Here is a 24,816-nt window from a genome sequence, read left to right as displayed (position 1 = left end):
CTCCGGAGAACACGGGCGACTGGTGGATCACCCAGTGGCGTTTCGATTGGCTCTGGGTCGCCGTGATCGTCTTCCTGGCAGCCGCCTACCTCCGCTGGTTCGTGCGCCTGCGCCGCCGCGGGGACAAGTGGCCGGTATGGCGCATGTTGAGCTTCATGCTCGGCCTTGCGGTGCTTTTCTACCTGACCTCCGGTGCCCTCGCGGTCTACAGTCAGGTCCTGTTCTCCGTCCACATGATCGACCACATGGGCCTGACCATGGTGGCCCCGTTCTTCCTGGTGGTCGGCTCACCCATCGCCTTGGGGCTGCGCGCCATGGCCTCACGTCAGGACGGCACCCGGGGGCCTCGCGAGTGGACGCTGACCATGCTCCACTCGTGGTGGTCCAAGCTCATCACCAATCCGATCTTCGCCGGCGTGAACTTCGCCGGCTCCATCATCATCTTCTACTCCACGGATCTCTTCGGCCTGGCGCTGAAGTACCACGTGGGGCACGAGCTGATGATCACCCACTTCCTGTTCACCGGCTACATCTTCGCGGTGAACATGATCGGCCTCGACCCGTTGCCGCACCGTGCCGGATACCCGATGCGGCTGGTGATGCTGTTGGCCACCATGGTCTTCCATGCCTTCTACTCCATCAGCCTGCTCTCCTCCGACATCCTGATGCAGCCCGACTGGTTCGGGAACATGGGCAGGGCCTGGGGCGAGTCCGCCATCGCGGATCAGCACCTTGGCGCCGGCTTCATGTGGGGTATCGGTGAGGTTCCCACGCTGCTGCTGGCCATCGGGGTGGCGGTGACATGGTCGCGTTCGGACGAGCGAGAGACCAAGCGCCGTGACCGTGCAGCTGATCGCAGTGGGGAGGCCGAATTGAACGCGTACAACGACATGTTCGCGCAACTGGCCGCCGAGGACCGCGAACGTGAGCGTCGCGAGGGACGCTGAACCACACGTCGTCGGGCATCTCATGTGACGCCTGACGTCACCAAGGCGACGACCGCGGCGTCCGCCGCCTAGCATGGAGGCAGCCACGTCAGCCGACAAGCGAAAAGGGATACCGAAGTGACTCAGACCTCCCAGAGTGCCGATTCGGTGCGTTCCGCCGTCCGCGTTCGCGCCTCCGAACTCACCGGCCGCGGCTGGTTGAACACCGGTGGCAAGAGCCTGGACCTGAACGGCCTGCGCGGGAAGATCGTCCTGTTGGACTTCTGGTCCTTCTGCTGCATCAACTGCCTGCACGTCCTGGACGAGTTGCGCCCGTTGGAGGAGGAGTTCTCCGACGTCCTGGTGACGGTCGGTGTGCACTCGCCCAAGTTCGAGCACGAGGCGGACCCCGACGCCCTGGCCGCTGCCGTGGAACGCTACGAGATCCACCACCCCGTGCTGGACGATCCGGAGCTGTCCACGTGGCAGGCCTACACGGCTCGTGCCTGGCCCACGCTCGTGGTGATCGACCCCGAGGGCTACGTCGTGGCCCACCTCTCCGGTGAGGGACACGTGGCCGGTCTGCGTTCCTTCCTCAGCGAGCTCGTGGCCGAGCACGAGGCCAAGGGCACGCTGCACCGCGGCGACGGCCCGTATGTGGCCCCGCCGGCACGGGAGGGCGATCTGCGATTCCCCGGCTCCGCGGTCCAACTGCCCGACGGCCGGTTCCTGATCGTGGACACGGGTCACCACCGCTTGGTGGTGCTTGGTAACGACCTGAGCACAGTTGAGCAGGTGATCGGCTCAGGCACCAAGGGTTTCGCTGACGGATCCGCCGAGGAGGCTCGGTTCAACGAGCCGCAGTCCGCGGTGGTGCTTCCCGCTGCCATTGCCGAGGCGGCCGGTTACGACGTGCTCGTCGCTGACACCGTGAACCACCGGCTGCGTTCCGTGGTGCTCGCAACCGGTGAGGTCGACACGGTGGCAGGCAACGGCGTGCAGCGACTGCTGGACGCCGAGCAGGCCCGTACCGCTTCGGGTTGGGCTCGTGAACTCGGCGGAGACGCGCTGAACACCTCGTTGTCCTCCCCCTGGTCCGTGGTCTGGTCGGAGAAGGCCGGGCGCGTCATCGTCGCGATGGCAGGCACCCACCAGATCTTCGGTTTCGATCCCGTGACCGCCACCGTCACCCTCGAAGCCGGTTCCGGCATCGAGGGACTGCTGGACGGCTCGGCCGCCGAATCGATGTTCGCCCAGACCTCCGGGCTGGTCGTGGACACCGAGGGCGACGTCTGGACCGCGGACTCCGAGACCTCGGCCCTGCGCGTGCTGCACCTGGCAGACGATGGCACGGTCGCGTCCGTGGAGACCGCCATCGGGATGGGGCTCTATGATTTCGGGTATCGCGACGGTGAGGCCGCTGAGGCCCGTCTGCAGCATCCGCTGGGTGTCGCCGTGCTGCCGGATGGTTCCATCGCGCTGGCCGACACCTACAACGGTGCGGTGCGTCGCTACGATCCGGCCACGCAGACCGTGGGCACGCTGGCCCGCGACCTCGCGGAACCCTCCGAGGTGCTCGTCGATACGTCCGTGGACGGCGATCCGGTGTTGGTGGTCGTGGAGACCAATCGTCACCAGCTGGTGCGGATCCCGCTGCCCCACGACGTAGCGACCGTGGACGAGGGGGCCTCCCGTTCGCAGCGCAAGGCCACCACCGTGGCACCCGGAACCTACCCACTGACCGTGCGCTTCTCCGCCCCCACGGGCCAGAAGCTGGACGACCGTTGGGGTGACCCCACGCAGCTGAAGATCTCCTCCTCCCCGGAGGAGCTGCTTCTGGAGGGGGCCGGGACCGCGCAGGGCCTCACCCGCGACCTCGTGCTCAATCCCGAGGTCACCGAGGGCGTTCTGCACATCACCGCCCGCGCAGCCTCTTGCGACGGCGAGAAGGGACAGCCTATCCCGGATCACGCGGCCTGCCACCTGTACCAGCAGGACTGGGGCATCCCGATCATCCAGGCCGACGGCGGCGAGGATCGTCTGGACCTGGACCTGCGCGGCCTGAACTGAGTGGGCACATACGCCGGTTGGTGAGGTGCGTCCTTTTGCGCCGGTGCCCACCATGGCACCATAGGGATTAGCCAATCACTGAATCCCAAGGACGGTATGCGCTTCCCTGACCCCATCACGGACACCCGGATGGGGGTGTGGGCATGAGCCGCATGTTCGCCTCGTTGTCGGAGCCCAACTACCGGCTGTGGTTCCTCGGTGGATTGGTCTCCAACACCGGCGCATGGATGCAGCGCACCGCGCAGGACTGGCTGGTGCTCACCGAGCTGACCAACCACTCAGGAACCGCCACAGGTATCGTCACCGGGTTGCAATTCCTGCCCATGCTCTTCCTGAGTCCCTACGCCGGCCTGGTCGCAGACCGCATGGACAAGCTCAAACTTCTGAAGATCACCCAGGCGCTCTCAGGGATCATCGCCCTTGCACTGGGGCTCCTGGTCCTCACCGGCACCGCGGAACTCTGGCACGTCTACGCGCTGGCCTTCGCCCTCGGTGTGGTGACGTCCTTCGACAACCCGCCTCGGCAGGCGCTGGTCAATGAACTCGTGGCGCACCCCATGGTTCCCAACGCGGTCTCCCTGAACTCCACGAGCTTCAACGCCGCACGGCTGATCGGGCCGGGACTCTCCGGCCTGCTGATCGCCGCCGTGGGAACGGGCTGGATGTTCGTTCTCAACGCTGCCAGCTACGTGGCCGTGATCGGCGCGCTGATGGCCATGAAGCGCGAACGCTTCTACGGCGGCACGGTGAAGGTGGAACGCCACAAGGGGCAGCTGCGGGAAGGGCTGAGCTACGTTCTGCACGACCGCACGCTGGTGATGGTCTTCGTCCTCGCGTTCGTGGTGGGCACGTTCGGCATGAACTTCCCCGTCTACAACGCGGTCATGACGGCGTCGGTGTTCCACGCGGAGGCGGACGCCTACGGCATCGTGGGGACCATCATGGCCGTCGGAACCCTGGGCGGGGCACTGGCCGCGGCCGGCCGGCAGGGATCAAGGGTCAAATGGGCCGTGGGCGGTGCGGCGCTTTTCGGCGTCTTCGGGGCGGTCGCCGCGTGGATGCCGGGCTTCTGGTGGTTCGCGCTGATGTTGATCCCCACCGGATTCGCCTCGATCACGTTCCTGAACTCCGCCAACGTCACCGTCCAGATGAGCGTGGCACCTCAGTATCGAGGCCGGGTGATGGCGCTCTACATCATGGTGGTTCAGGGTGGGACCCCCATCGGCTCGCCCATCATGGGATGGGTCGCCGAGGTGTTCGGAGGCCGTTGGGCGCTGACCATCGGCACGGGCGTGTGCACCATCGCTGCGCTCTGGGCACTCGTCTTCTGGTCACGCGAACACCGTGGGGTGGTGGGGGACCGCTGGAAGACCTACACCACGCGGGCCCGCGAACGCGTGCGGTGGCGTCCCCGCAACGCCGACTGACGCCGTCAGAACGAGGCGCCATGCCCGACGGTGGGTGGGCACCCGCCGTCGGGCATGGCGCCCGATCAGCCGCCCAGCAGGGCGGCGACGAGGAACATCACCGGGATGCCGAGCACAGACGTGACGAGCACGGTGTCCTTGGCGATCGTGACGCCGGAGTCGTAGCGGGAGGCGTTGACGAAGATGTTCTGGGCCGTGGGGAGGCAGGCCAGGATCACGGCGATGTAGACGTGCTGCGAATCCATCCCGAACACGAAGGTCGCCAGCAGCCACGCGATCACGGGGTGGAGCAGCAGTTTCATGCCCACCGCGGACCACACGTCCCGGCGGCGTCCCAGATCCTTCTGCAGCGGCCGGGACCCCACCAAGGAGATGCCGAAGGCCAGCAGCATGGCCGGGACGGAGGCGCCGGCCAGGACATCAAGGGGAGTCCAGATGATGGTGGGCACGTCCCACTTCAGAAGACTCACCACGAGTCCGGCGAGGGCGCCGATGATCATCGGGTTGGTGACGATGCCCTTGAGTACGCCCGTGATCCCCTTGCCCGCGCGCTGTGTCGCGGCGTCCATCATGGAGAGGTTCACTGGAGTGAAGATGGCCAACTGGAACAGCAGCACCGGCGCCGCCCAAGCGGGATCTCCCAGGACGTAGGTGGCGATCGGAAGGCCGAGGTTGGCCGAGTTCACGGTGGAGGCCGACATGGCCCCGATGGTGCGTTCTCCAGCATCCCGGCGCAGCCACCAACGGGTCCCGAACCAGTACAGTGCCAGGACCACGCAGGCGGAGAGCCCGGCGACCGCCAGCTGAGGGCCGAGCACACTGTATGGGTCGGCCTTGGCGACGGTGGTGAAGAGCAGTGCGGGCGATGCCACGGAGAACGTGAGCATATTCAGCACTTCGCGGCCGTGCGGGCCCAAGAGGCCCATCCGGCCCACGATGTAGCCGGTGAGGATGACCAACCAGATGGCCGCGAAACCCTCGAGCACGCCGTACATGGTTCACCTTTCTGGTGGGTGGGCCTCGTCTCAACGGATCCGGGGTCGGGACACACGAAAGCCCCGCCGCCGCTCTTCTTTCGAAAGATGCGGTGCGAGGCCAAGTCAGTGTGCGAGCGGCTGACGGGAATCGAACCCGCGTATCAGGCTTGGGAAGCGTGCGCTCTACCATTGAGCTACAGCCGCGCGACCAAACCGGATTCCGGCTCAGACGATATAAGCATAACCCGGCCGGGGTAGGGTCCGTCCAATCGGGCCCTACCCCGGCAGGTCATCTTCATCTCATGTGAGGATTCAGGCGCCGGCGGGGTCCTGGCCCTCCGGCTCGTCCGCGAGCAGCCCCTGGATGGTGGACACGTTCGAGGCGTCGAGCATGAGGCCGATCGGGTGACCGGGATTGATGGCCACGCCAAGGGATCCGGCCTGCTTGAAGGCCTCGGCGCCCGGGATGGATACGGCGTACGGGGCGGAGTCGATGAACTGCTGCGCCACGCGTTCCGGATGGGTGAACAGCGCCAGGAAGTGCTGTTCCTCGGGACCCTTCAGGATCAGAGGCATCACATTCTGGGTCTTGTCCTCGATCTTCTCCGTGGAGAGGAAGAACAGGCTGGAGGACGCGATCTTCGCCAGGACGTCGTTGTTCGAGAGCTTGCCCTCTGATCCCTCCACGATGGCTCGCTCCACGTCGTTGAACGGGGTCATGATGTCCTCGTTGGGCTGCTCGGAATTCTGCGGCTGCTCGGTCATGCACGCTCCTGGTCAGGGATTGGATCTGGGTCGAGGTGGCCTGCGGCCTGGCGACCGCGGCTGGTTCCACGCTACAGGGTGGGCTCACTCGATGCCGTAGTAGGCCTCGAGGGTCTTGGCTCCGGAGGCCACGTAGTCCTCGGTGACCTCCCTGCCGAGGAAGCGTAGGTGCCACGGCTCGTAGTCGTACCCCGTGACCTTCTCCTGCCCCTTGGGATATCGGACGATGAAGCCGTATTCATGGGCGTGCTTGGCAACCCACTTGCCTGCATAGGTGTTGGCGAAGCACTTCTTCACGTCGCAGGTTCCGCTGCCGACGTCAGCTGCGAGGCCCGTCTGATGTTCGCTCTGTCCGGCCCGGGCGGAGAAGCGCTCAGCCTTCTTCTTTCCATTGAGCTCCACATAGCTCTGGTGCAGGCTTTCCTGGCGCTCCGCGGAGCGATACCCCGAGACCAGCATGAGGGCATGACCGTCCTCCTTGGCTCCTGCGATCAGCTCACGCAGTGCTGTGGCCGCCTGCTTGCGCAGTTTCTCATCGCCCAGACTCGCCAGATCCTTGGGCTCGTAGGTGGAGGGCCGCAGAGGATGTTCCTTGTTGACGAGAACCCCGAGATCGGATGGATCCGTGGGAGCGGTCCGGTGACCGGCCGCCTTGGTGGTCTTGGGTGCGGCGAAGGTGCCGACGGTGGGCTCGGCCGACGTGCCCGTGCTCGGTGCCGTTGTCGGCGACGCCGGGGAACCGGGGTTCGGCGATGCCGGGCTTCCGTCTCGCATCCCGAGCTTCAAGGCGATGACGGTGATGGCGGTCATGATGATCACGATGCACGTACCGATGACGATGCGCTTGAAGGTGCTTGGCCCGGTCACCTGGATGGGCCGACCGGCTGTGGGCACGGGTACCTCTATCGTGGTCGGGCTGCGGAGTGTCGATTCATCCTACGGGGAGGAGCGGCCCCTCAAGCTATCCAAGGGGTCGGGGCCGCTCACACCGGGGATGTCACGGCGTTGCTGCATCTGCCACAGCACGGACGGAGGCCGCTGGTCCGGGAAGCTGACATCGACCCTGCTCGTGGTCGCCGTCGGATGGCTGACCTTGTCGACGCTCAGCATGTCGCTGTACCGAAGCCGAGTCACGCTCAAGTCGTTCTCTACAGCTTCCTCGATGCCCTCGCCGCGAGATTTCGCTGCTGACCGGCTGGTGTCGAAGGTGCAGATGACACCGGAAACAGGCGAGCCCTGCTTCAGGCCGATAGCGCTGACGACCGCATCGCTCCCGTCGATGCTCGCGACCGGCGAGGAGCCGAGGCATTTCGACAGGGCCTTCATCGATTCAGGTACGTTCCCCGGCTTTGCCGTGAGATCGGCGGACTGGCCCCCCAACATCACGGAGTCTCCCTTCGCCAGGATGTGGCCAACGGAGACGGTCAGGACGTTGCCCTGCATGTCCAACTCCTGGCTCAGGACCTTGTCGCCCTCCCAGCCTTGCTCCTTGGCGGCCTCGATGATGGCCTCCGCATCCTGCCCCCCACTGATCAAGGTGACCTGTTTCGGAGGGGCGCCCACCGTGACGACGACGTCGGCACCCATGAGGTCGATGGCCAGATCCTCCTTGAGAACGTGTGTGTAACGGGCCAAGGACGGGGCACCCATGCCCCGCACCCCCTGCTTGAGGTCCGACAGGGCATCATCCTTGGCCAGAACGGACTCAGCACTGAACGTGATGGCTGTGTCGGTTGAGATGGCGGCGGGCATCGTGGACAGGAGCTGAGGCAGGCCCTTGGCCTGACTGACGTCCGCGGCCTCCACCCGCTCGGGTTTCGAGCCGTCGCAGCCGACGACGCCGACCAGGAGTACGGCCGCTGCAGACGTCAGAATCAACGGGGTGATTCGCATGCAGGGACATTAACACGTGCATCAGCCCACCCACACGGTAGTTTTGGGGGCGTGCTCCTCTCAGATCGTGACATCCGCGCCGAACTCGACGCCGACCGTATCCGCCTGGACCCGCTGGACACCTCGATGATCCAGCCGTCCTCCGTGGACGTGCGCATCGACCGGTACTTCCGGCTCTTCGACAACCACAAGTACGCCCACATCGATCCGTCACAGGATCAGCCGGAGTTGACTCGACTCGTCGAGGTGGCTCCCGACGAGCCCTTCGTGCTCCACCCGGGCGAGTTCGTGCTCGGTTCCACGTATGAACAGGTCACGCTGCCCGACGATGTCGCGGCTCGGTTGGAAGGCAAGAGCTCCCTGGGCAGGCTTGGGCTTTTGACCCACTCCACGGCCGGATTCGTGGATCCGGGCTTCACGGGGCATGTCACCTTGGAGCTGTCCAACGTGGCGACCCTGCCCATCAAGCTGTGGCCAGGCTCCAAGATCGGGCAGTTGTGTTTCTTCCGCCTCTCATCACCGGCGGAGCACCCGTACGGCACGGGGGACAACCTCAACCGTTACATGGGTCAGCGCGGCCCCACGGCCTCGCGTTCGCACCTGAATTTCCATCGGACGCTCCTCGGGGACTGATCCCGCAGTAGTCGGCGCCGACCGGTCATGCCCTGCGGCGTTCACGGCCCAGCCAGAACAGGAAGAGCCCCAGCGCCAGCACCACGACGATGCCGAGCACACCGTAACGCGTGGCATTGCCCTCACCGGTGACACCCGCCGCCTTGGCGATCACAGCCCCGAGCGTGAACAGGGCCGGCGCCAGGAAGGACACGGCCCTCCCAGTGGTGGTGTAGAGGCCGAAGAGTTCACCCGCGGTGTGCGGCGTGGCTCGTCTGGCGAGGAAGGACCGGGAGGAGGACTGGGCGGGTCCAACGAGTGCACACATCACCAGCCCGAAAACCCAGAACCCGGACGGGCCGGGGGAGAAGAAGATCCCGAAGCCCGTGAGGACCAGCCCGCCAAGGCAGAAGCTGATGACGGCTCGTGGGCCCACACGGTCCTCCAACCATCCACCGGCCAGCGCGCCGAGTGCGGCCACCACGTTCCCGGCGATCGCGAAGATGATCACGTCTGCCTGGCCCATGCCGAACACGGTGCCCGCGATGACGCCGCCGAACGTGAAGACGGCGGCAAGCCCGTCGCGGTAGACGGCCTGGGCACCGAGGAAATACAGGGTGGGGCGGTCCTCTCGCCAGAACTTGGCGATGACCAGGCCCAACTCCTTGTAGGAACCCAGGACGGAGCGCTTGGGACCGGGAACCGAGTCCACTTCCGGCACTGCGAAGAACACGGGCAGAGAGAACGCGAGCGTCCACACCGCGCAGAAGACGGCGACCAGCCGTAGGTTGAGCCCGTTCTCGTCCGATCCGCCGGGCCAATCGAAGGCCGGCTGGACGAACAGGAACAGCACCAAGGACAAGGCGAGGATGCCGCCGAAGTAGCCGAAGGACCAACCGAACCCGGAGACGCGACCCATGGTTGCTGGCGAGGAGATCTGCGGAAGCATCGCGTAGTAATTCACGCTGGCCAGCTCCCCGCCAAGCGTCGCCATGCACAACAGGATGATGCCAAGCCAGAGGAATGAGTGAGACGGCTGGACGAAGAAGCAGAGCCCGCACGAGACCACGATGATGCCGGTGTAGACGGCCAGCCAGAACTTGCGCCGACCGCCGCGATCGGACCGTAACCCGAGGACCGGGGCCACGAGCGCAATGATCACGCCGGTGATGGTCATCCCCGTGGACAGAGCGGACGTATTGGCGTCCTTGTCCCCGAAGAGGGACGAGGTCAGGTACACCGTGAAGACGAATGTGGTCATGACGGCGTTGACCGCAGCGGAGCCCGCGTCCCACAGCGACCACGAAACGATCTTGCGGTCCAGACGTAACCGCTCTCTCGGAGCGGCTTCGGGACCCGGGCGGGCTGTATCACTCATGTCATCAAACGATATTGTCTTCCATGTAGAATGGACTACCCACTCGTGTGGTCTTTTTCTGGCCCGTCTGTGCAGCTCGGGCGTCCGCCGGGTGGTTTTCCCCGACGAACAGGAGCGTGTGCACCGTGCCGGAGATCCTCATCATGTTGCTACTAGCGGGGTTGATCGCGCCTCCGCTCGTCAACCGGATGGGGCCCAAGGCGTTCTTGGTGCTGGCACTCTTCCCCGCCGGCGGTGCGGTGTGGGTGGCCACCCGATTGCCGCAGGTGCTCAAGGCGGACCCGTTGGCAGCGAACCAGGGAGGGCACGCCCCACCCTCGTTCGAGTTCGACTGGATTCCTCAGTTGGGGGTGGGGATCGATTTCCGCATGGACGCGTTGTCCGCGGTTCTTGCATTGTTGGTGCTCGGGGTGGGGGCCCTGGTGCTGGCCTATTGCGCAAAGTACTTCAACGGGGATGAGGACGGCCTCCCCGGATTCGCGGGTTCCCTGACCGCCTTCACCGGAGCGATGTTCGGCCTGGTGCTGGCGGAGGACGTCATCGTGATGTTCGTCTTCTGGGAATTCACCACCATCCTGTCCTACCTGTTGATCGGCTTCACCAGAGCAGACGCCAAGGCCCGGTTCTCTGCGCTGCAGGCGCTGATCGTGACCACGGCGGGCGGCCTGGCCCTCCTGGTGGGCCTGATCGGCCTCTCGGTGGCCACGGGGAGCACGCATTTCACGGACATCGTCGCGGCCGCCCCCGAGCTGAGCGGTTCCGCACTCGTCTCCACCTCGCTGGTCCTGGTCCTGGCCGGCGCCGTCTCGAAGTCGGCACTCGTTCCATTGCACTTCTGGCTCCCCGGGGCCATGGCGGCACCGACCCCGGTCTCCGCTTATCTTCACGCTGCGGCGATGGTGAAGGCGGGCGTGTACCTGGTGGCGCGCCTGGCACCCGGCTACGCCGGTGAGACGGCATGGCAGGCCATCGTCATCACGCTCGGTCTGGCCACCTTGCTGGTGGGCGGCTGGCGGGCGCTGCGCCAGCACGACATCAAACTGGTCCTCGCCTACGGCACGGTCTCCCAGCTGGGCCTGATGGTGCTGGTGGTGGGCTTCGGCACGCCCGCCGCGGCCCTGGCCGGGCTGGCGCTCGTGGTGGGGCACGCGCTGTTCAAGTCGGCGCTCTTCCTGATCGTGGGCGCCATCGATCACGGGACCGGAACGCGTGACCTGCGCGGTCTCTCCGGTCTGTGGCGTTCCAACCCGTGGCTCTTCGGGGCAGCCTGCCTCTCGGCGGCCTCCATGGCGGGTTTCCCGCCGCTGCTCGGCTTCGTCGCCAAGGAATCCGTGCTTGGCGCCCTGCTCGAACTGCCCGACGACGCCGGCTTCAGTTCCGCCGGCGCGGCCGGCCTGGTGGTGGTCGTGGTGCTCGGATCGGTCCTGACCTTTGCCTATTCCGCACGCTTCGTCTGGGGCGCGTTCGCGACCAAACCAGGGGTCGCGGCCACGCCGAGCCATGCCACGCCCTTCTGGATGGCGGCGCCGGTTCTGCTGCTCACCGCGTGCTCGGTGGCCCTTGGACTGGTCCCCGGGCTGATGGCGCCCGCACTCGAGCACTATGCGGAGTCGCTTGCAACACCCGGTCATGAGGCACACGTGGAGCATCTGGCACTGTGGCACGGCTTCACCCCTGCACTCGGGCTGAGTGCCATCGTCATCGTCCTCGGAATACTCCTCTTCGTCGCGAGGAAGCCCATCGAGAAGGCGCAGGCCAAGGTCGAGTTCCCGCTTGCCGCGGACCGGGCTTACCAGGCCTGTCTTGCGGGCACGGACCGGGTGGCTTCCTGGGTCACGGGTACCGTGCAGCGCGGCCAGTTGAGCTACTACGTTCTGGTGATCGTGGCGGTGGCCATGGTGGCCCCGCTGGCCGCGGGAGTGGTGCTGGACATCTCCTGGCCCAGCGGCGACCAGATCGTCTGGGCGGACAGCCTGGTCCAGGTCTTCATCGGCGCGTGCATGATCGCAGGGGCCGTCGGAGCCCTGCGCGCCAACAAGCGCTTCATGGCCGTGCTCATGGTGTCCGTGACCGGATACGGCATGGCTGCCATCTTCGCCTTCCAGGGTGCCCCGGACCTGGCCGTGACGCAGTTGCTGGTGGAGACGGCCTCCCTCATCGCCATCGTGCTTGCCTTGCGTGTTCTGCCCTCTCGTATGGACGGCAAACGGGAACCGGGCAGCCGGAAGCAGGTCAAACGCGGAAACCGGTTGATCCGGGCCATCATCTCCATCGGGTTCGCCCTGGTGGTCGTGGCGGTCGCAGCCGTCGCCATGAGCGCCCGCACCGCCGACCCCATCTCGTTGTCCATGCCGGATCTGGCCTACCTGGGCGGCCACGGCAAGAACATCATCAACGTGACCCTCGTGGATCTGCGTGGTTGGGACACCTTCGGCGAGATCACGGTGCTTGCAGCAGCGGCCACCGGTGTGGCCTCATTGATCTTCGTGACCGGGCGTGGCGACCGGGTCCCGGGGCGCCGGGACATCCCGGTGGGCAGCGTGGACCGCAGCCTGAATCGGGGAACTCGTCACCGCATCGCGAAGGTTTTCGCCTCCGTGGCGGAGGACGAACCGCGCAACAACTGGCTCGTGGCCGGTAAGACGCTGGCCCCGGAGCGCCGCTCCATCATCGTGGAGGTCATCACCAGGCTGATGTTCCACACCCTGATGTTGGTCTCCGTGTACCTGCTGCTGACGGGACACAACACTCCGGGCGGCGGATTCTCCGGCGGCCTCGTGGCCGGCCTCGCACTGGCCCTGCGCTACCTGGCCGGCGGCCGCGTGGAGCTCTTCGAAGCCATCCGGATCGGTCCGGGTACCCTGATGGGCACCGGCCTCGGGATCGCGGCGCTGACGGTGGTCGCCCCGGTCTTCTTCGGCGGCCACGTCTTCCAATCGGCCCACGTCGATTTCTGGTTCTTCGGGTGGCACACCTTCGTCACAGGAACGGCCTTCGACATCGGCGTGTACCTGGTGGTGCTCGGGCTGGTGCTTGACGTCCTGACCTCCTTGGGCGCGGAGATCGACCACCGGCGCGACGTCGTGGTCGCGGACATCGCGCCCGCCACCGGAGCGGTGCCGGTCGTCGCCGCGAAGTCGGCTGCGAAACCGGCCCCCGCGGGGCCGGACGAACCCCCCACGGCGCCGACACCGCCGTCGGGCACAGCCACCACCACACGTTCAGGGGAGGAGGGGAAATGACCGTCAACGTGACCCTGCTGGTCATCATGGGCGTGCTCGTCGCAGCCGGGATCTACCTCATCACCGAACGCTCCCTGACGCGCGTGCTGTTGGGGATCATCCTGCTGGGCAACGGCGTGAACCTGCTGATCCTGGCCACGGGAGGGGTCCCGGGGCTGGCACCGATCTATGACGAGTCCGCCGCCGCTGAGGATTATTCTGATCCGCTTCCGCAGGCCCTGATCCTGACCTCCATCGTGATCACGTTCGCCATGACGGCGTTCATGCTCGGCCTGATCTACCGCTCCTGGTGGCTGTCCCGCCGGGACGAGGTCCAGGTGGACCCCGAGGACGTGCGCGTTCGACTCAATCTTCGCCGCGACGAGGAAGGCGGTGCGGAATGAATCTCGACCTGACGTTCCTGGCGCCGCTGGCGGTCCTGCTTCCGCTCTTCGCTGCAGCCGTGACGTTCGTGTTGCGTAAGCACGCGATCGCCCAGCGCATCGTGTCCATCTCCACCCTGTCGGCGGTGTTGGTGCTCGAGTCCCTGATGCTTGCGTGGGCATGGGTCCACGGAGCCTCCGCCGTATTCCTCGGCGGCTGGGCGCCGCCCTTCGGCATCACCATGGTGGTGGACGAGTTCAGCGCGCTGATGCTGGTGGTCTCCTCCGTGGTGTCCCTGGCCGTGTTGGTCTACGCGACCGCTCAGGGCTCCGCCGACGGCGACGAGGACGGACCCGTGTCAGTCTTCTTCCCTGCCTTCATGATCCTGATCGCGGGCGTGTCCAACGCCTTCCTGGCCGGGGACCTGTTCAACCTCTACGTGGGCTTCGAGATCCTTCTGACCTCCTCCTACGTGCTGCTGACCCTGGGCGGTTCCCGGGAGCGGGTCCGCGCCGGAACCACCTACGTGGTGGTCTCCATCATCTCCTCGCTGTTGTTCCTGACCTCGATCGCCATGATCTACGGTGCAACCGGAACCGTGAACATGGCCGATCTGTCGGGGAAGCTGGCGGATCTGGACCTGGGCACGCAGACCGTGCTGCACCTGATGCTGCTGACGGCCTTCGGGATCAAGGCCGCGGTCTTCCCGCTGTCCTTCTGGTTGCCGGACTCCTATCCAACGGCTCCGGCGCCCGTCACGGCGGTGTTCGCTGGCCTGCTGACCAAGGTGGGCGTCTACGCGATGATCCGTACGGAGACGCTGCTCTTCCCGGACGATGATGTCTCAATACTGCTGATGTGGGTCGCGGCGGCCACCATGGTGGTCGGGATCCTCGGTGCCGTGGCACAGACGGACATCAAACGAATGCTCTCCTTCACCCTGACCAGCCACATCGGCTTCATGGTCTTCGGCCTGGCCACCGGAACGGAGGTCGGGCTCACCGCTGCCATCTACTACGTGGCACACCACATCGTGGTGCAGACGTCGCTCTTCCTGGTGGTCGGCCTCATCGAACGTCGGGCGGCCACCTCGAACCTCGACCGCCTTGGCTCGTTGCTCAAGGTGGCTCCGGTCTTGGCGGTGCTCTACTTCATCCCGGCCATGAACCTTGCCGGTATCCCTCCGTTCTCCGGCTTCCTGGGCAAGTTGGGCCTGGTGCAGGCCGGCGTTCAACTGGACACGCCGTTGTCCTGGACGCTGGTGGCCGCCTCGATGATCACCTCGCTGTTGACGCTGCTGGCCGTGGCCCGTGTGTTCAACCGTGGTTTCTGGCGGCCAGCCTCCCAGGCCGAACGCCCGGATCCGCTGCTGCTGGCCACCGCAGAGTCCGGGGCTCGCGTGCGCACCTACGAGGTCGTCGCTGACACGCCGGAGTCCAAGTATTCCCATCGCGGCGACACCAAGGTGCTTCCTGCCGTGATGGTCTGGACCACGGGCGCGCTCGTGGCGGTGGGTATCGCGCTGACCGTGTTCGCCGGTCCACTGTTCGACTTCGCCGAACGCAGCGCCCACAGCCTCATGAATCCGAGCGACTACGTCGAAACCGTCATGGATTCCGACGACGAGATCCCGGAACACCATGGCGGCAACGTCCCCGATGCTCACGACGGTGACGAGGGAGGGCACTGATGAGATCTGCACGAGGGCGCGGGTACCGCCGCGCGTTGCGCGGCTATTGGCGCGCCGAGGCCCACCGCCTGCTGGTGGAACTCCCACTGCTGGTCTGGTTGCTCCTGGTCTGGGGCGCCATCTGGCAGGACTGGTCCCCGGCCAATCTGATCTTCGGACTGATCGTGTCCGTGATCGTGGTGAGGAGCTTCCGGCTTCCACCCGTGCGACTCTCCGGTCGCTTCCACCTGGGCTGGGGACTGCTCTTCCTGCTCTGGTTCGCCTGGCAGGTGGTGCTCGGTTCCTTCCAGGTGCTGTGGGTTGCGATCTCGCAGGGACGCAAGGTCCACAACGCGGTGGTCCGAGTCCCGCTGCGCAGTCGTGACGACCTGCTGCTGACGGCTGTGGGGCACGTGACCTCCCTGATTCCTGGTTCGCTGGTGGTGGAGGTGGACCGACGCAACTCGGTGCTCTTCTTGCACGTGCTCAACGTGAAGACCCCGGAGCAGGCAGAAGGGTTCCGTGCCTCCGTGCTGCGGACCGAGGCACGGTTGGTGAAGATCATGGGCTCTGCCGCAGACCAGGAGCGCGTCGCTGCTGGGGACGCGGATGACTCCTCACAGTCCGTGGCGGACGCCTACGCGGCGTTCACGCGTTCACGGAAAGCACCGGCAGGAACCAATGCAGGAACCAAGGAAGGGGGACACCGATGATCACCGTGATCGTGTGGGTCTGCTCGGCCATGCTGGCAGCGGGCGCTGCAGCAGCCATCATCAGGATCGTGCGCGGCCCCAGTCTGTTGGACCGCATGCTGGCATCGGATGTGTTGTTGGTGGTGATCGCGTCCGCACTGCTGCTTCGTGCCGCCGTGACCGGCGACCTGATCAACTTGGTCTTCGTCCTGCTGGTGGCTGCCGTGGGCTTCCTCGGTTCCGTGACCGTGGCCCGCACCGTGGCCGCACGAGAGGAGGGTTGAGTCATGGACTGGATCCTGGTCAGGGACGTCATCGTGTCCGTGCTGATGATCGTGGGCTGCCTCATGTCCCTCGGCGCGGCCATCGGCCTCTTACGCTTCGGCGACATCCTCTCCCGCATGCACGCGGCCACGAAGCCGCAGGTGCTCGGCCTGGCCTGTCTGCTGGCGGCCGTGGCCGTGCACCAGTCCATGTGGTCCTGGCTGCCCATTCTTGTGCTGATCTTCGTGCTGCAGGCGCTGACGGCTCCCGTGAGCGCTCACATGGTGGGACGTGCCGCCTACCGTTCCAAGCACTTGGACTCCGGGACCTTGGTCTCTGATGATCTGGCCGAGGTGGTCCAATACGCGGAAGAGGCCGCCGGCAAGAGCGAAGCACCCAAGAAATGAGTAATGCCCGCCCGGTCATGACCGGGCGGGCATTCTTCCAGCGATGCTTCTCAGACCTCTTCCGGGTTCTGCTTCCCCCGGGCGATGATCCGTTCTCCCGCACGCTGGGTCCCGAGCTTGATGACCACGGCAAGGGCAGCTGACGCGGCGGTGAAGACGGCCACGCGGGTGACGGACTGTTCGGCCTGCGCTTCCTTGTTCTTCTTGGTTGGGGCGTCTTCCCCGGTGACCTGCGTCCACGTCTTGGTGAGCATCTTGCCGCCCACGATGCCGCCCACGATGGCGGCCACGGACGAGAGAATCTTGATCAGGGGCTTCACTTGGGGACTCCTCACGAGGTGTGCATTGAACTGGTCCCCAGCCTATCCGCTCATGACGCATCGGGCTCAGACCCCGAACGCCAAGTGGACTATCATGGGTGCTGCTACATACGACAGGGGAGCGCCCCATGAACAGGCGCTGAGAGTGCGGATACGGTCCGCAGACCCTCGAACCTGATCCGGGTCATACCGGCGATAGGGAGTCGAGATCTCGGGTGGGCTCGCGCTCGCCTCCCCTCCTGAACACCCCTTACCAGGGGACTCAAGGAGGACATCATGACCGATACTTCAACGTCTGCCCCCATCAAGGTGGCTCGGTGGCGAACCGTGGACATCGTGGTCGCCGCCGTGCTCGCGGTGGCAGGCGGCGTCATCTTCGCGGTCGTCAACTGGGCCGATCACCTCTGGGACCCGGTGTTCGTGGGCTTCCCCCCGCTGTCCGGTCTCAAGGGCGGCCTGTGGCTCTTCCCCGGCGTCCTGGCCGGTTTGGTGGTGCGTCGCCCGGGCGCCGGCCTGTTCGTCGAGATCGTCGCTGCGGTGATTTCCGCGGTCTTCGGTTCGTCGTGGGGAGCCACGGTGCTGCTCTCCGGCCTGATCCAGGGTGCCGGTGCCGAACTGGGTGTCGCGCTCGCGGGCGGATACAAGCGCTTCGGGATCCAGGTGGGCCTTCTGGCCGGCGCTTTGACCGGTTTCGCCTGCGGTATCAACGACGCCTTTATCGCCAACTGGTACCCGGAGTATTCCACCGTCTGGAAGTGGGCGTATGTGGGGTCCGTGACCCTGTCCGGCCTGGTGATCGGGCTGCTGATGTGGTTCGCCACGCGGGGCCTCGCGGCCACCGGAGCGCTCTCCGCGCTGCGCTCCCGCAGCGCCAACCGTGAGCCCTTGCTGGGCTGATGACGTTTTCCGTCATGCCCAGCGGCGATTCTCTGCCCGACGGCGGTACTCGGTGGTCGGCAGCGGCCGGTGCCGCCGTGGTCGCCGAGGACTTCGGGCTGACGCCCGCTGGCTCCCAGGTTCCGGTTCTCGATGGGCTCGACTTCCGAGTGGAGCCTGGCCGGATCGTCCTGCTAACAGGGCCCTCCGGCGCCGGGAAATCCACCCTGTTGCATGCACTGGCCGGCGTTCTGGAACCGGAGGAGGCCGACGGGAACAACGTCGATCCTGAGGCTCCCCACGGAATCCGGATGTCAGGCAGCCTCACGGTGGATGGCAAGCAGCCAAGCGCCGGGCGCGCCGGCCTGGTCCAACAGGATCCGGAGACCCAGGTGGTCATGGCTCGGATGGGCGACGACGTGGCCTTCGGAGCCGAGAACCTCGGCACCGACCCCGCAGCCATCTGGCCGCGGGTGCGGGCGTCGCTCGCCGCCGTCGGGCTGGGGACACAACCCCTGAACCACTCCACGAACGCGCTCTCTGGCGGCCAGAAACAGCGTCTAGCCGTCGCCGGGCTGTTGACCATGGGGCCCAGACTGTGGCTCCTGGACGAGCCCACGGCCAACCTGGATCCGGAAGGCGCGGAGGAACTGCGCCGGGTCGTCGTGTCGACCGCGCGTGACCTCGGGGCCACCGTGATGGTGGTGGAGCACCGTTTGGACTTGTGGCTGGGCCACGTGGACCGTTTGATGGTACTGGCTGCGGCGGAACCGGGTGAGCCGGCCGGCTTGGTGGCGGACGGCAATCCGGCGGAACTGCTCGGGCGGACCGAGGTCGTGGAGACCCTGGTGAGCGCGGGTGTGAGAGTGCCCGGCCGAGTGCCGGGTGCTGCCGTTCGGCCACTCGGGTCAAGGCCAGACGGCGACGTACTGCTGAGTGCACGCGACCTCTCCGCGACCCGCGCTGCTCTGCCCCGCAGGGCGGGCAAACGAACCAAGGTGAGTGCCGCCGTCGAGCATGTCGACCTGGACGTGCGCGCGGGTGAGGCGGTATGCCTGGTGGGCAGCAACGGCCAGGGGAAGACCGCGCTAGCGCTGACGCTGGCCGGCCTGCAGCGCAAACGCTCCGGTGACCTCACCGCAACCGAGGCGTTGCTCGGAGGGACGTCGAGGGAACCCGAACGGCTCAAACCCAAGGAACTGGTCCAGAGCATCGGCATGGTGTTCCAGGACCCCGAGCATCAATTCCTGACGCGGAACGTGCGCGCCGAACTCGCGTTCGGACCGCGACGCGTGGGACTGGACCAGGCCGAGATCGAGGCCCGTGTGGAATCCCTGCTGCGGCGATTGCACCTGGAACACGTCGCAGAACTGAATCCGTATCAGCTCTCCGGTGGCCAGCAGCGTCGGCTCTCGGTCGGTACGGCACTGGCTACGCGTCCACGCCTACTGGTCCTGGACGAACCCACCTTCGGGCAGGACGCCAACACCTGGGGAGACCTCGTTCGGTTGCTGGGGGAGGAACTGGACCGTGGGACCGGGATCATCGCCGTGACCCATGACAAGGAGTTCTCTGCGGCTCTTGGCGCCCGGCGGGTCCTCGTGGAAGCCGGACGAGCAGAGGAGGTCGGCGCAGCATGAAGGCAACCGTGATTGCCCCCGTCGAATTCCCGGCCGAGGCCGCGCAGCAGCTGCGCCCTGGTGCCTGGTTGGCCCGTCGTGATCCGCTGATCATCGCAGCTTGCGCGCTGGTGCTCGCCGTGCCGATCGTGGTGTCGCTGGACCCTGCTACGGCCGCCGTGGTGTTGGCCGCAGCGGTGATCGCGCTGCCGTTCTCCTCGGTACCTCCCAAACGCCTGGCCCTGTTCGTGTTGGCCTTCGTCCTCGGTGGGCTCATGGCCGTCTGGGGGACGGCCCTCATCGCCACCGACTCGGGGCCGGAACTCTTTGCTTTTGGCCCCTACACCGTGACCGCTGGGTCGCTCTACCTGGGTCTGTTGGTGGGGCTGCGTGCCCTGGCCGTGGCCGTGCCTGCAGTGGTCCTGTTGGGCAGTGTCGACGCGACCCGTCTGGCGGACGGGTTGGCCGTACGGCTGAGACTGCCCGTGCGTTTTGTGCTCGGTGCCCTCGGTGCGCTGCGGCTCGGTGGCGTACTCACCGAGGAATGGCGGATCCTGGCCTCGGCGCGGCGCGCCAGGGGACTGAGTGGTGCCGGGTTCGTGTCCGTCGCCTTCGCACTGTTGGTCCAGGCCATCCGGCGTGGAACGCGGTTGGCCACCACCATGGATGCCAAGGGGTTCGCAGGATCCGGGCGGGGCTGGGCTCGCAGCTGGGCGCGGCCGGTGGTGACCGGGCCGTCCGACCTGGTGCTTCTGTTGGGATCCGTCATCGTGGCTGTTCTGGCGGTCGTGACCTCGGTGACGCTGGGCACCTGGAACCTCGTTTGGTGAACCTGGACCACGGCGGGATGGCATGATGGAGGCCGTCCCCTGAAGAGTCGAGGAGCAGGATACGTATGGCGCAGCCGTCACCCGCGGGCCGGTCTGGGGAGGGTTCCGGTGGCTACGATGACGACGCCACACGTGTTGGGCTGACCTGGGATCCGGATGCCACTCACGTGGGGATCCCCGTGGATCCCGACGCCACCCGGGTAGGTCTTCCGGTGGATCCTGAAGCCACTCGGGTGGGCCTTCCCCCGGTTCCGGACCCAGGTCGAGAATCGGTGCGCTCCACGATGCCGGAGCGTCACACCATCCCGGAATCGGATCCGGACGAGACCTTCGTGTCCATCCGAGAGCCCGTCCTTCCTTGGGCCGCGCCGAATTTCTCCGCTCAAGGGGTCGACGCGGGAGCGTCGGCTGCGCGGAAGCCGACTCCGCCGGTGGTTCCCGGCTGGCGTCGTTGGTGGTGGGTGCCCGTCCTCGCCGTTGTGCTCGTGGTGGCTGTGGTGGTTGTCCTGGCCGTGACAAATAACCACAAGACCAAGACGGATACGGTCGCGGCTCAGGACACGGTCGAGGGCTACTTGGACGCACTCGTGGACGGCGATGCCGCTACCGCACTGAAGATCTGGCGCCCCGATACCGTCAGCGGCGAGGACCTCATCCTCGACCCCGAGATCTATTCCGCCTCCAAGAACCGCCCGACACGCTATGAGATCCAGAGCGTGACGGCGGACGATGACGAGGTGACGGTCAAGGCGGATCTCACCCAGTCGAGCGAGACCTTCCCGGTCTCCTTCGACCTGCGGCGAAAGGATCAGTCCGGCGCGTCCTGGAAGGTCACGGATGGACCCGAGCAGGAGCTCGTGGTGGACCAGCCTGTGTCCTCGGTGACGGTCAACGGGCAGAACGTCTCGTTGCCCTCGGACCAGGACAAGGTTCGGCTGGCCGCTCTCCCCGGCGACTACGACGTGGTCGCAGCCAGCTCCAGGGAGGGCGTCAACTATGTGGATTCCACGGTGACGGTGCTACCGACCTCGGGTGATGACGGCCGCAGTTCTCTGTCGTTCCCTTCATCGCAGGTGCGTGCCGCGATCGACGCCGGTGGTGCACCTGGTGCGGGTGGTCCAAGGCCCGCCAACGCCCAGCAGCTCAACGAATCCGAAGGAGGGCTGGCGATGCTGATGAGCCCGGCGGGGAACATCGGCTGCGAGTTCACCGAGACGAGCAAGGGCTGTGGCCTTTTGTCCTACAGAGACGACCCCGAGAGCACGGACTCGAATTCCGGCCAGTGGTGGTTCGATCTGGAGGGTGGCGACGACAGTTCGCTGCAGGAGCACAACAGCCTGGCGCGTTTCCAGGCCGAGGACGCCAAGCCGCATCAGATGGACTACGGGGAGACCGTCTACTACAGGGACAACGTCTGCGCCATGTTGGACACCGGGATGACGTGCTGGGACACCCGCACGGGGCACGGGGTCTTCATGTCTCGGAAGGCCTACAACACTTTCTGAAGGCCCGGACCGAACAGGTTCAGTAGGTGAGGGCGCCCTGGGCGCGCAGTCGCTTGAGGAGCCGATCGACGCGGTCGGCCGGATACCCGGTGGCAAAGATTCCTGCGGTCTTGGGGCGGAGCACGTGCACCGGTCGGCTGTCGTTGCGCATCGAGAACACCACCGAGGCCAGCAGGTCATCGACGCTCTGGACGGCGTATCGGTGCCCCGAACGAGTGGTGGGAAGTTCAAGCTGTTCCACCTGGTCCGGAGTCATGCAGAGCAGCTGCAAGGAACGGGTGGTTGGGCGTCGGAACACCGAAGCGCCTCCGGCGCTCACGACGGCTGCATTGATCGACATCGACGACCTCCATTGGTCGATCTAGTTCCTTTGACCACTGAACGGTGCTCTTGGGATCAGATGTGATCCAGGACAACAGCACGAGTGGTGCAGACCATTATGTCACAACGTTTTACTTTTGTTAACCGTCGATCAGAGCTCGCGGTCCAATCCCTCCCACAACTGGCGATGCAGTTTCGGGTCGCAGGGGATCTTCACCCCATCCAGCTCTGTGACCGCGGCGGCCAACCGCACAGAGGAAACCAGCCACAGTGCGTCGGCTCGCTCGAGGTCATCAACCCTCACGCGCCGTGCTTCCACCCTCCAACCGAGGGACGTGGCCACCCGGAAGGCGGCCGCCTGGGTGGTGCCAGGGAGCAGGCCGTCCTCGTCCGCCGGGGTGGTCAGCGTGACAACGCCGTCCTGGCCGACGTTCGCCAGGATCACCGAGGACGTCGCGCCCTCCAGGACCACTCCATCCGTGGAGACGAAGATCGCGTCATCCGCGCCGTGCTCCACGGCCCAGCGCTGGGCCGCCAGATTCACGGCGTAGGACAACGTCTTCACGCCGATCAGAAGCCACGGCGCGCGCTGCCCGATTCCTGCCGGATACCCCCTGTCCAACGTGATGACCTTGAGCCCACGCTCGGGCCCGTACCGGGTCCGGTGAGGCACGGGTGCCACGAGGACCCACGCCGTCGGGCCTTGTCCACGGCCCTCCGGGCCGCGCGAGAGCACCAATTTCACGCTGACTTCGGGTGCAGTAGGCGCGTCCCACTGCCCGACGGCGGCATCCAGGCAGGTGCCGATCGCCGCCTTCCACGCGGCGTCATCCGGACCGCGGAGGCGCAGCGCCTCAGCCGAGCGGCGCAGCCGGGCCAGGTGCTCCTCGAGGGAACGTAGTGCACCGCGGCGCAGGAGCAGGGATTCGAAGACTCCGTCGCCACGACTCGCTGCCCGGTCCGAGAGCAGCAACTGCGGCTGCTCCACATCCACCAGCACTCCTCTGGGGTGGGCCTCGGTCAACATGACGGCGGAGAGCACCACGGTCTCAGGTGTTGTGGGCATGTCCTCATGGTAGAACCGACCGGCCGGATGCCTGCTACCGATAGACTCGTTGGCACCGCGGAGTACGAGTGCAGGTGAGGAGTCCAAGAGCAGCATGTTCCTGTGGACGGGTGTCCCCGACGGGTGGCCGAGCGTTGTCGTGGGTATCGCCTTCGCAGTGGATATTCTGGTGCGCGTTCTGATGCTCGGCATCGTGCCTGGGCGGCGCCGGCCCACCACGGCCATGGCATGGTTGCTCGCCATCTTCTTCATCCCCTACGTGGGGCTGCTGGCCTTCCTGCTCTTCGGATCCAACCGGCTCAGCGCCAACCGGCTCAAGCGGCAGGCCTCGATCAATCAGGCCATCATGAAGTCCACCACGGACCACTTCGACCCCAAGGACGTGCCGACCTCGGCCAAGGAATGGGTGCATTCGGCGGTGGTCCTCAACCGTATGCTCGGAGCCTTCCCGCCGGTTCCCGGCAACACGCTGGAGCTGTCCACCGACTACAAGACCTCCATGCGCCAGCTGGTGGAAGCCATCGACTCCGCCGAGAACTATGCCCACGTGCAGTTCTACATCGTGGGATCGGACCCCGACTATGCGGGTCCGGTGTTCGACGCGATGATCAGGGCAGTCGGGCGCGGTGTGAAGGTTCGCTTCCTCTACGACCAGATCGGTTCATGGCGCATCCCCGGCTACCGCAAGCTCAAGCGTCAACTCACGCGTGGGGGAGTGGATTGGCATGTCATGCTGCCCATCGCCCCTCTCCGCTGGCGCTGGCGCCGTCCCGATCTGCGTAACCACCGCAAGATCGTGGTCGTGGACGGGCGTGTGGCCTTCACCGGTTCTCAAAACCTCATCGAACCCGGATACAAGCGCAAGAAGTCGGCCAAGATCGGCCGAGAATGGGTCGAGATCCTGGGGCGCGTCCAGGGTCCGCTCGTGGACCACCTCGACCTGGTCTTCGCCACGGACTGGATGCTGGAGACCGGTGAGAACCTGTTCGGGTCCTTGGAACTGGACACCGGTCACCGTCCCGGACGCGTCACCGGGCAGGTGGTCCCCTCCGGGCCGGGGTTCCCTACCGAGAACAACCTGCGTCTGTTCAACACCCTGATCTACAACGCCCAGTCGCAGATCAGGCTCACCAGCCCTTACCTGGTGCCGGACGATTCGCTGCTGTATGCGTTGACCACGGCGGCTCAGCGTGGGGTGAACGTGGAGGTCTACGTCTCCGCGCGCGGCGACCACGCCCTCACCAACCACGCACAGCAGTCCTATTACGAGGATCTGCTCAACGCAGGGGTGAAGCTCTACCGCTACAGGGACCCCATGGTGCTGCACACCAAGTGCATCACCGTTGACGACCAGGCCGCGATCTTCGGCTCCTCCAACTTCGACATCCGCTCCTTCTCCCTGAACGCGGAAGTCTCCCTCATGCTGATGGGTTCCGCACCGGTCATGGCGCTGAACAAGGTCATGGACGGCTACCGCGAGGACTGCACGCAGCTCACTCAGGAGGTCTGGGCGCAGCGCAGCCGGACCCAGAAGTGGCTGGACAACATCGCCCGGCTCAGTTCTGTGATGCAGTAGCTCCTGCCGACCGTGACG

Annotated in this window: 22 protein-coding genes, 1 tRNA gene, 1 pseudogene and 1 riboswitch; of the genes and pseudogenes, 15 read left to right on the top strand and 9 right to left on the bottom strand. The window is 66.0% G+C overall.

Annotation, left to right across the window (positions count from 1 at the left end):
• The 3 genes from Q0A15_RS08565 to Q0A15_RS08555 form a co-directional block, all read left to right on the top strand.
• A partial coding sequence (locus tag Q0A15_RS08565) for a cytochrome c oxidase assembly protein (protein ID WP_291279109.1) occupies positions 1–947 on the top strand: 947 nt, incomplete at its 5' end.
• A 117-nt stretch (positions 948–1,064) separates the two neighbouring features.
• Positions 1,065–2,996 carry an NHL domain-containing thioredoxin family protein gene (locus Q0A15_RS08560; RefSeq protein WP_291279108.1) on the top strand — a complete coding sequence of 644 codons (1,932 nt, stop codon included), beginning with the start codon at positions 1,065–1,067 and terminating at the stop codon, positions 2,994–2,996.
• Positions 2,997–3,139: 143 nt separating this feature from the next.
• The gene (locus Q0A15_RS08555) at positions 3,140–4,423 is read left to right on the top strand and encodes an MFS transporter (RefSeq protein WP_291279107.1); all 1,284 of its coding nucleotides are present in this window, start codon (positions 3,140–3,142) and stop codon (positions 4,421–4,423) included.
• A 65-nt stretch (positions 4,424–4,488) separates the two neighbouring features.
• On the opposite strand, the gene Q0A15_RS08550 is transcribed toward Q0A15_RS08555, so the two are convergent.
• The 5 genes from Q0A15_RS08550 to Q0A15_RS08530 all read right to left on the bottom strand — a co-directional run bounded on the left by Q0A15_RS08550 (position 4,489) and on the right by Q0A15_RS08530 (position 8,058).
• Positions 4,489–5,418, bottom strand: coding sequence for an AEC family transporter (locus Q0A15_RS08550; protein WP_291279106.1), 930 nt, complete (start codon positions 5,416–5,418; stop codon positions 4,489–4,491).
• 115 nt (positions 5,419–5,533) lie between these two features.
• Positions 5,534–5,604, bottom strand: a tRNA-Gly gene (locus Q0A15_RS08545).
• A gap of 108 nt (positions 5,605–5,712) precedes the next feature.
• Positions 5,713–6,165, bottom strand: coding sequence for an SseB family protein (locus tag Q0A15_RS08540; protein ID WP_291279105.1), 453 nt, complete (start codon positions 6,163–6,165; stop codon positions 5,713–5,715).
• Between the two features lie 84 nt (positions 6,166–6,249).
• A complete protein-coding gene (locus Q0A15_RS08535; RefSeq protein ID WP_291279104.1) occupies positions 6,250–7,059 on the bottom strand; it encodes a M15 family metallopeptidase in 810 nt (269 codons plus the stop codon).
• Between the two features lie 42 nt (positions 7,060–7,101).
• Positions 7,102–8,058, bottom strand: a complete 957-nt coding sequence (locus Q0A15_RS08530; protein WP_291279103.1) for a hypothetical protein — start codon at positions 8,056–8,058, stop codon at positions 7,102–7,104.
• 51 nt (positions 8,059–8,109) lie between these two features.
• Between Q0A15_RS08530 and dcd the strand changes: the two genes are divergently transcribed.
• Positions 8,110–8,691, top strand: coding sequence for a dCTP deaminase (gene dcd, locus Q0A15_RS08525; protein ID WP_291279102.1), 582 nt, complete (start codon positions 8,110–8,112; stop codon positions 8,689–8,691).
• A 25-nt stretch (positions 8,692–8,716) separates the two neighbouring features.
• On the opposite strand, the gene Q0A15_RS08520 is transcribed toward dcd, so the two are convergent.
• Entirely contained in the window at positions 8,717–10,048 is a 1,332-nt protein-coding gene (locus Q0A15_RS08520) for an MFS transporter (protein WP_291279101.1), read from the bottom strand.
• Between the two features lie 125 nt (positions 10,049–10,173).
• Here Q0A15_RS08520 and Q0A15_RS08515 point away from each other — a divergent pair, with 125 nt between their 5' ends.
• The 6 genes and pseudogenes from Q0A15_RS08515 to mnhG all read left to right on the top strand — a co-directional run bounded on the left by Q0A15_RS08515 (position 10,174) and on the right by mnhG (position 16,685).
• Positions 10,174–13,290 carry a Na+/H+ antiporter subunit A gene (locus tag Q0A15_RS08515; protein ID WP_291279100.1) on the top strand — a complete coding sequence of 1,039 codons (3,117 nt, stop codon included), beginning with the start codon at positions 10,174–10,176 and terminating at the stop codon, positions 13,288–13,290.
• Positions 13,287–13,631, top strand: a pseudogene (locus Q0A15_RS08510) (Na(+)/H(+) antiporter subunit C); the annotation flags it as partial. The gene Q0A15_RS08515 and the pseudogene Q0A15_RS08510, both read left to right, overlap by 4 nt.
• Positions 13,632–13,669: 38 nt before the next feature.
• Complete coding sequence (locus Q0A15_RS08505) at positions 13,670–15,343, top strand: Na+/H+ antiporter subunit D (protein ID WP_291279099.1); 1,674 nt, start codon at positions 13,670–13,672, stop codon at positions 15,341–15,343.
• On the top strand, positions 15,343–16,035 hold the full coding sequence (locus Q0A15_RS08500; protein WP_291279098.1) for a Na+/H+ antiporter subunit E: 693 nt from the start codon (positions 15,343–15,345) through the stop codon (positions 16,033–16,035). Before Q0A15_RS08505 ends, Q0A15_RS08500 begins: the two co-directional genes overlap by 1 nt.
• The gene (locus Q0A15_RS08495) at positions 16,032–16,298 is read left to right on the top strand and encodes a monovalent cation/H+ antiporter complex subunit F (RefSeq protein WP_291279097.1); all 267 of its coding nucleotides are present in this window, start codon (positions 16,032–16,034) and stop codon (positions 16,296–16,298) included. Before Q0A15_RS08500 ends, Q0A15_RS08495 begins: the two co-directional genes overlap by 4 nt.
• A gap of 3 nt (positions 16,299–16,301) precedes the next feature.
• Positions 16,302–16,685 carry a monovalent cation/H(+) antiporter subunit G gene (mnhG, locus tag Q0A15_RS08490; protein ID WP_291279096.1) on the top strand — a complete coding sequence of 128 codons (384 nt, stop codon included), beginning with the start codon at positions 16,302–16,304 and terminating at the stop codon, positions 16,683–16,685.
• A gap of 50 nt (positions 16,686–16,735) precedes the next feature.
• On the opposite strand, the gene Q0A15_RS08485 is transcribed toward mnhG, so the two are convergent.
• A complete protein-coding gene (locus Q0A15_RS08485) occupies positions 16,736–17,005 on the bottom strand; it encodes a DUF4235 domain-containing protein (protein WP_291279095.1) in 270 nt (89 codons plus the stop codon).
• A gap of 105 nt (positions 17,006–17,110) precedes the next feature.
• Positions 17,111–17,224: riboswitch (TPP riboswitch) on the top strand.
• A gap of 57 nt (positions 17,225–17,281) precedes the next feature.
• Here Q0A15_RS08485 and Q0A15_RS08480 point away from each other — a divergent pair.
• The 4 genes from Q0A15_RS08480 to Q0A15_RS08465 all read left to right on the top strand — a co-directional run bounded on the left by Q0A15_RS08480 (position 17,282) and on the right by Q0A15_RS08465 (position 21,835).
• Positions 17,282–17,902, top strand: coding sequence for an ECF transporter S component (locus Q0A15_RS08480; protein ID WP_291279094.1), 621 nt, complete (start codon positions 17,282–17,284; stop codon positions 17,900–17,902).
• A 14-nt stretch (positions 17,903–17,916) separates the two neighbouring features.
• Positions 17,917–19,521 (top strand): ABC transporter ATP-binding protein, encoded by a 1,605-nt coding sequence (locus tag Q0A15_RS08475; RefSeq protein WP_291279093.1) that lies wholly within the window; start codon positions 17,917–17,919, stop codon positions 19,519–19,521.
• On the top strand, positions 19,518–20,330 hold the full coding sequence (locus tag Q0A15_RS08470) for an energy-coupling factor transporter transmembrane protein EcfT (RefSeq protein WP_291279092.1): 813 nt from the start codon (positions 19,518–19,520) through the stop codon (positions 20,328–20,330). The genes Q0A15_RS08475 and Q0A15_RS08470 overlap by 4 nt, the downstream gene beginning before the upstream one ends.
• A 65-nt stretch (positions 20,331–20,395) precedes the next feature.
• Positions 20,396–21,835: a hypothetical protein gene (locus Q0A15_RS08465; RefSeq protein WP_291279091.1), complete on the top strand. Its 1,440-nt coding sequence runs from the start codon at positions 20,396–20,398 to the stop codon at positions 21,833–21,835.
• 19 nt (positions 21,836–21,854) lie between these two features.
• Here the strand turns inward: Q0A15_RS08465 and Q0A15_RS08460 are convergent, their stop codons facing one another.
• On the bottom strand, positions 21,855–22,175 hold the full coding sequence (locus Q0A15_RS08460; protein WP_291279090.1) for a hypothetical protein: 321 nt from the start codon (positions 22,173–22,175) through the stop codon (positions 21,855–21,857).
• A gap of 132 nt (positions 22,176–22,307) precedes the next feature.
• Positions 22,308–23,222: an aminodeoxychorismate lyase gene (locus Q0A15_RS08455; RefSeq protein WP_291279089.1), complete on the bottom strand. Its 915-nt coding sequence runs from the start codon at positions 23,220–23,222 to the stop codon at positions 22,308–22,310.
• A gap of 94 nt (positions 23,223–23,316) precedes the next feature.
• Here Q0A15_RS08455 and cls point away from each other — a divergent pair, with 94 nt between their 5' ends.
• Positions 23,317–24,798: a cardiolipin synthase gene (gene cls, locus Q0A15_RS08450; protein WP_291279088.1), complete on the top strand. Its 1,482-nt coding sequence runs from the start codon at positions 23,317–23,319 to the stop codon at positions 24,796–24,798.
• Positions 24,799–24,816: the final 18 nt, after the last annotated feature.

Source organism: Galactobacter sp. (genome assembly GCF_022712295.1).
Taxonomy (GTDB): Bacteria; Actinomycetota; Actinomycetes; order Actinomycetales; family Micrococcaceae; genus Galactobacter.
This window is presented reverse-complemented; position numbering and strand designations above follow the sequence as displayed.

Excerpts from the sequence above, each read along its gene's own strand:
- Q0A15_RS08555 (WP_291279107.1), top strand. The coding sequence starts at position 3,140 with ATGAGCCGCATGTTCGCCTCGTTGTCGGAGCCCAACTACCGGCTGTGG.
- Q0A15_RS08550 (WP_291279106.1), bottom strand. The coding sequence starts at position 5,418 with ATGTACGGCGTGCTCGAGGGTTTCGCGGCCATCTGGTTGGTCATCCTC.
- Q0A15_RS08540 (WP_291279105.1), bottom strand. The coding sequence starts at position 6,165 with ATGACCGAGCAGCCGCAGAATTCCGAGCAGCCCAACGAGGACATCATG.
- Q0A15_RS08530 (WP_291279103.1), bottom strand. The coding sequence starts at position 8,058 with ATGCGAATCACCCCGTTGATTCTGACGTCTGCAGCGGCCGTACTCCTG.
- Q0A15_RS08520 (WP_291279101.1), bottom strand. The coding sequence starts at position 10,048 with ATGAGTGATACAGCCCGCCCGGGTCCCGAAGCCGCTCCGAGAGAGCGG.
- Q0A15_RS08505 (WP_291279099.1), top strand. The coding sequence starts at position 13,670 with ATGAATCTCGACCTGACGTTCCTGGCGCCGCTGGCGGTCCTGCTTCCG.
- Q0A15_RS08500 (WP_291279098.1), top strand. The coding sequence starts at position 15,343 with ATGAGATCTGCACGAGGGCGCGGGTACCGCCGCGCGTTGCGCGGCTAT.
- Q0A15_RS08495 (WP_291279097.1), top strand. The coding sequence starts at position 16,032 with ATGATCACCGTGATCGTGTGGGTCTGCTCGGCCATGCTGGCAGCGGGC.
- mnhG (WP_291279096.1), top strand. The coding sequence starts at position 16,302 with ATGGACTGGATCCTGGTCAGGGACGTCATCGTGTCCGTGCTGATGATC.
- Q0A15_RS08480 (WP_291279094.1), top strand. The coding sequence starts at position 17,282 with ATGACCGATACTTCAACGTCTGCCCCCATCAAGGTGGCTCGGTGGCGA.
- Q0A15_RS08475 (WP_291279093.1), top strand. The coding sequence starts at position 17,917 with ATGCCCAGCGGCGATTCTCTGCCCGACGGCGGTACTCGGTGGTCGGCA.
- Q0A15_RS08470 (WP_291279092.1), top strand. The coding sequence starts at position 19,518 with ATGAAGGCAACCGTGATTGCCCCCGTCGAATTCCCGGCCGAGGCCGCG.
- Q0A15_RS08465 (WP_291279091.1), top strand. The coding sequence starts at position 20,396 with ATGGCGCAGCCGTCACCCGCGGGCCGGTCTGGGGAGGGTTCCGGTGGC.
- Q0A15_RS08460 (WP_291279090.1), bottom strand. The coding sequence starts at position 22,175 with ATGTCGATCAATGCAGCCGTCGTGAGCGCCGGAGGCGCTTCGGTGTTC.
- Q0A15_RS08455 (WP_291279089.1), bottom strand. The coding sequence starts at position 23,222 with ATGCCCACAACACCTGAGACCGTGGTGCTCTCCGCCGTCATGTTGACC.
- cls (WP_291279088.1), top strand. The coding sequence starts at position 23,317 with ATGTTCCTGTGGACGGGTGTCCCCGACGGGTGGCCGAGCGTTGTCGTG.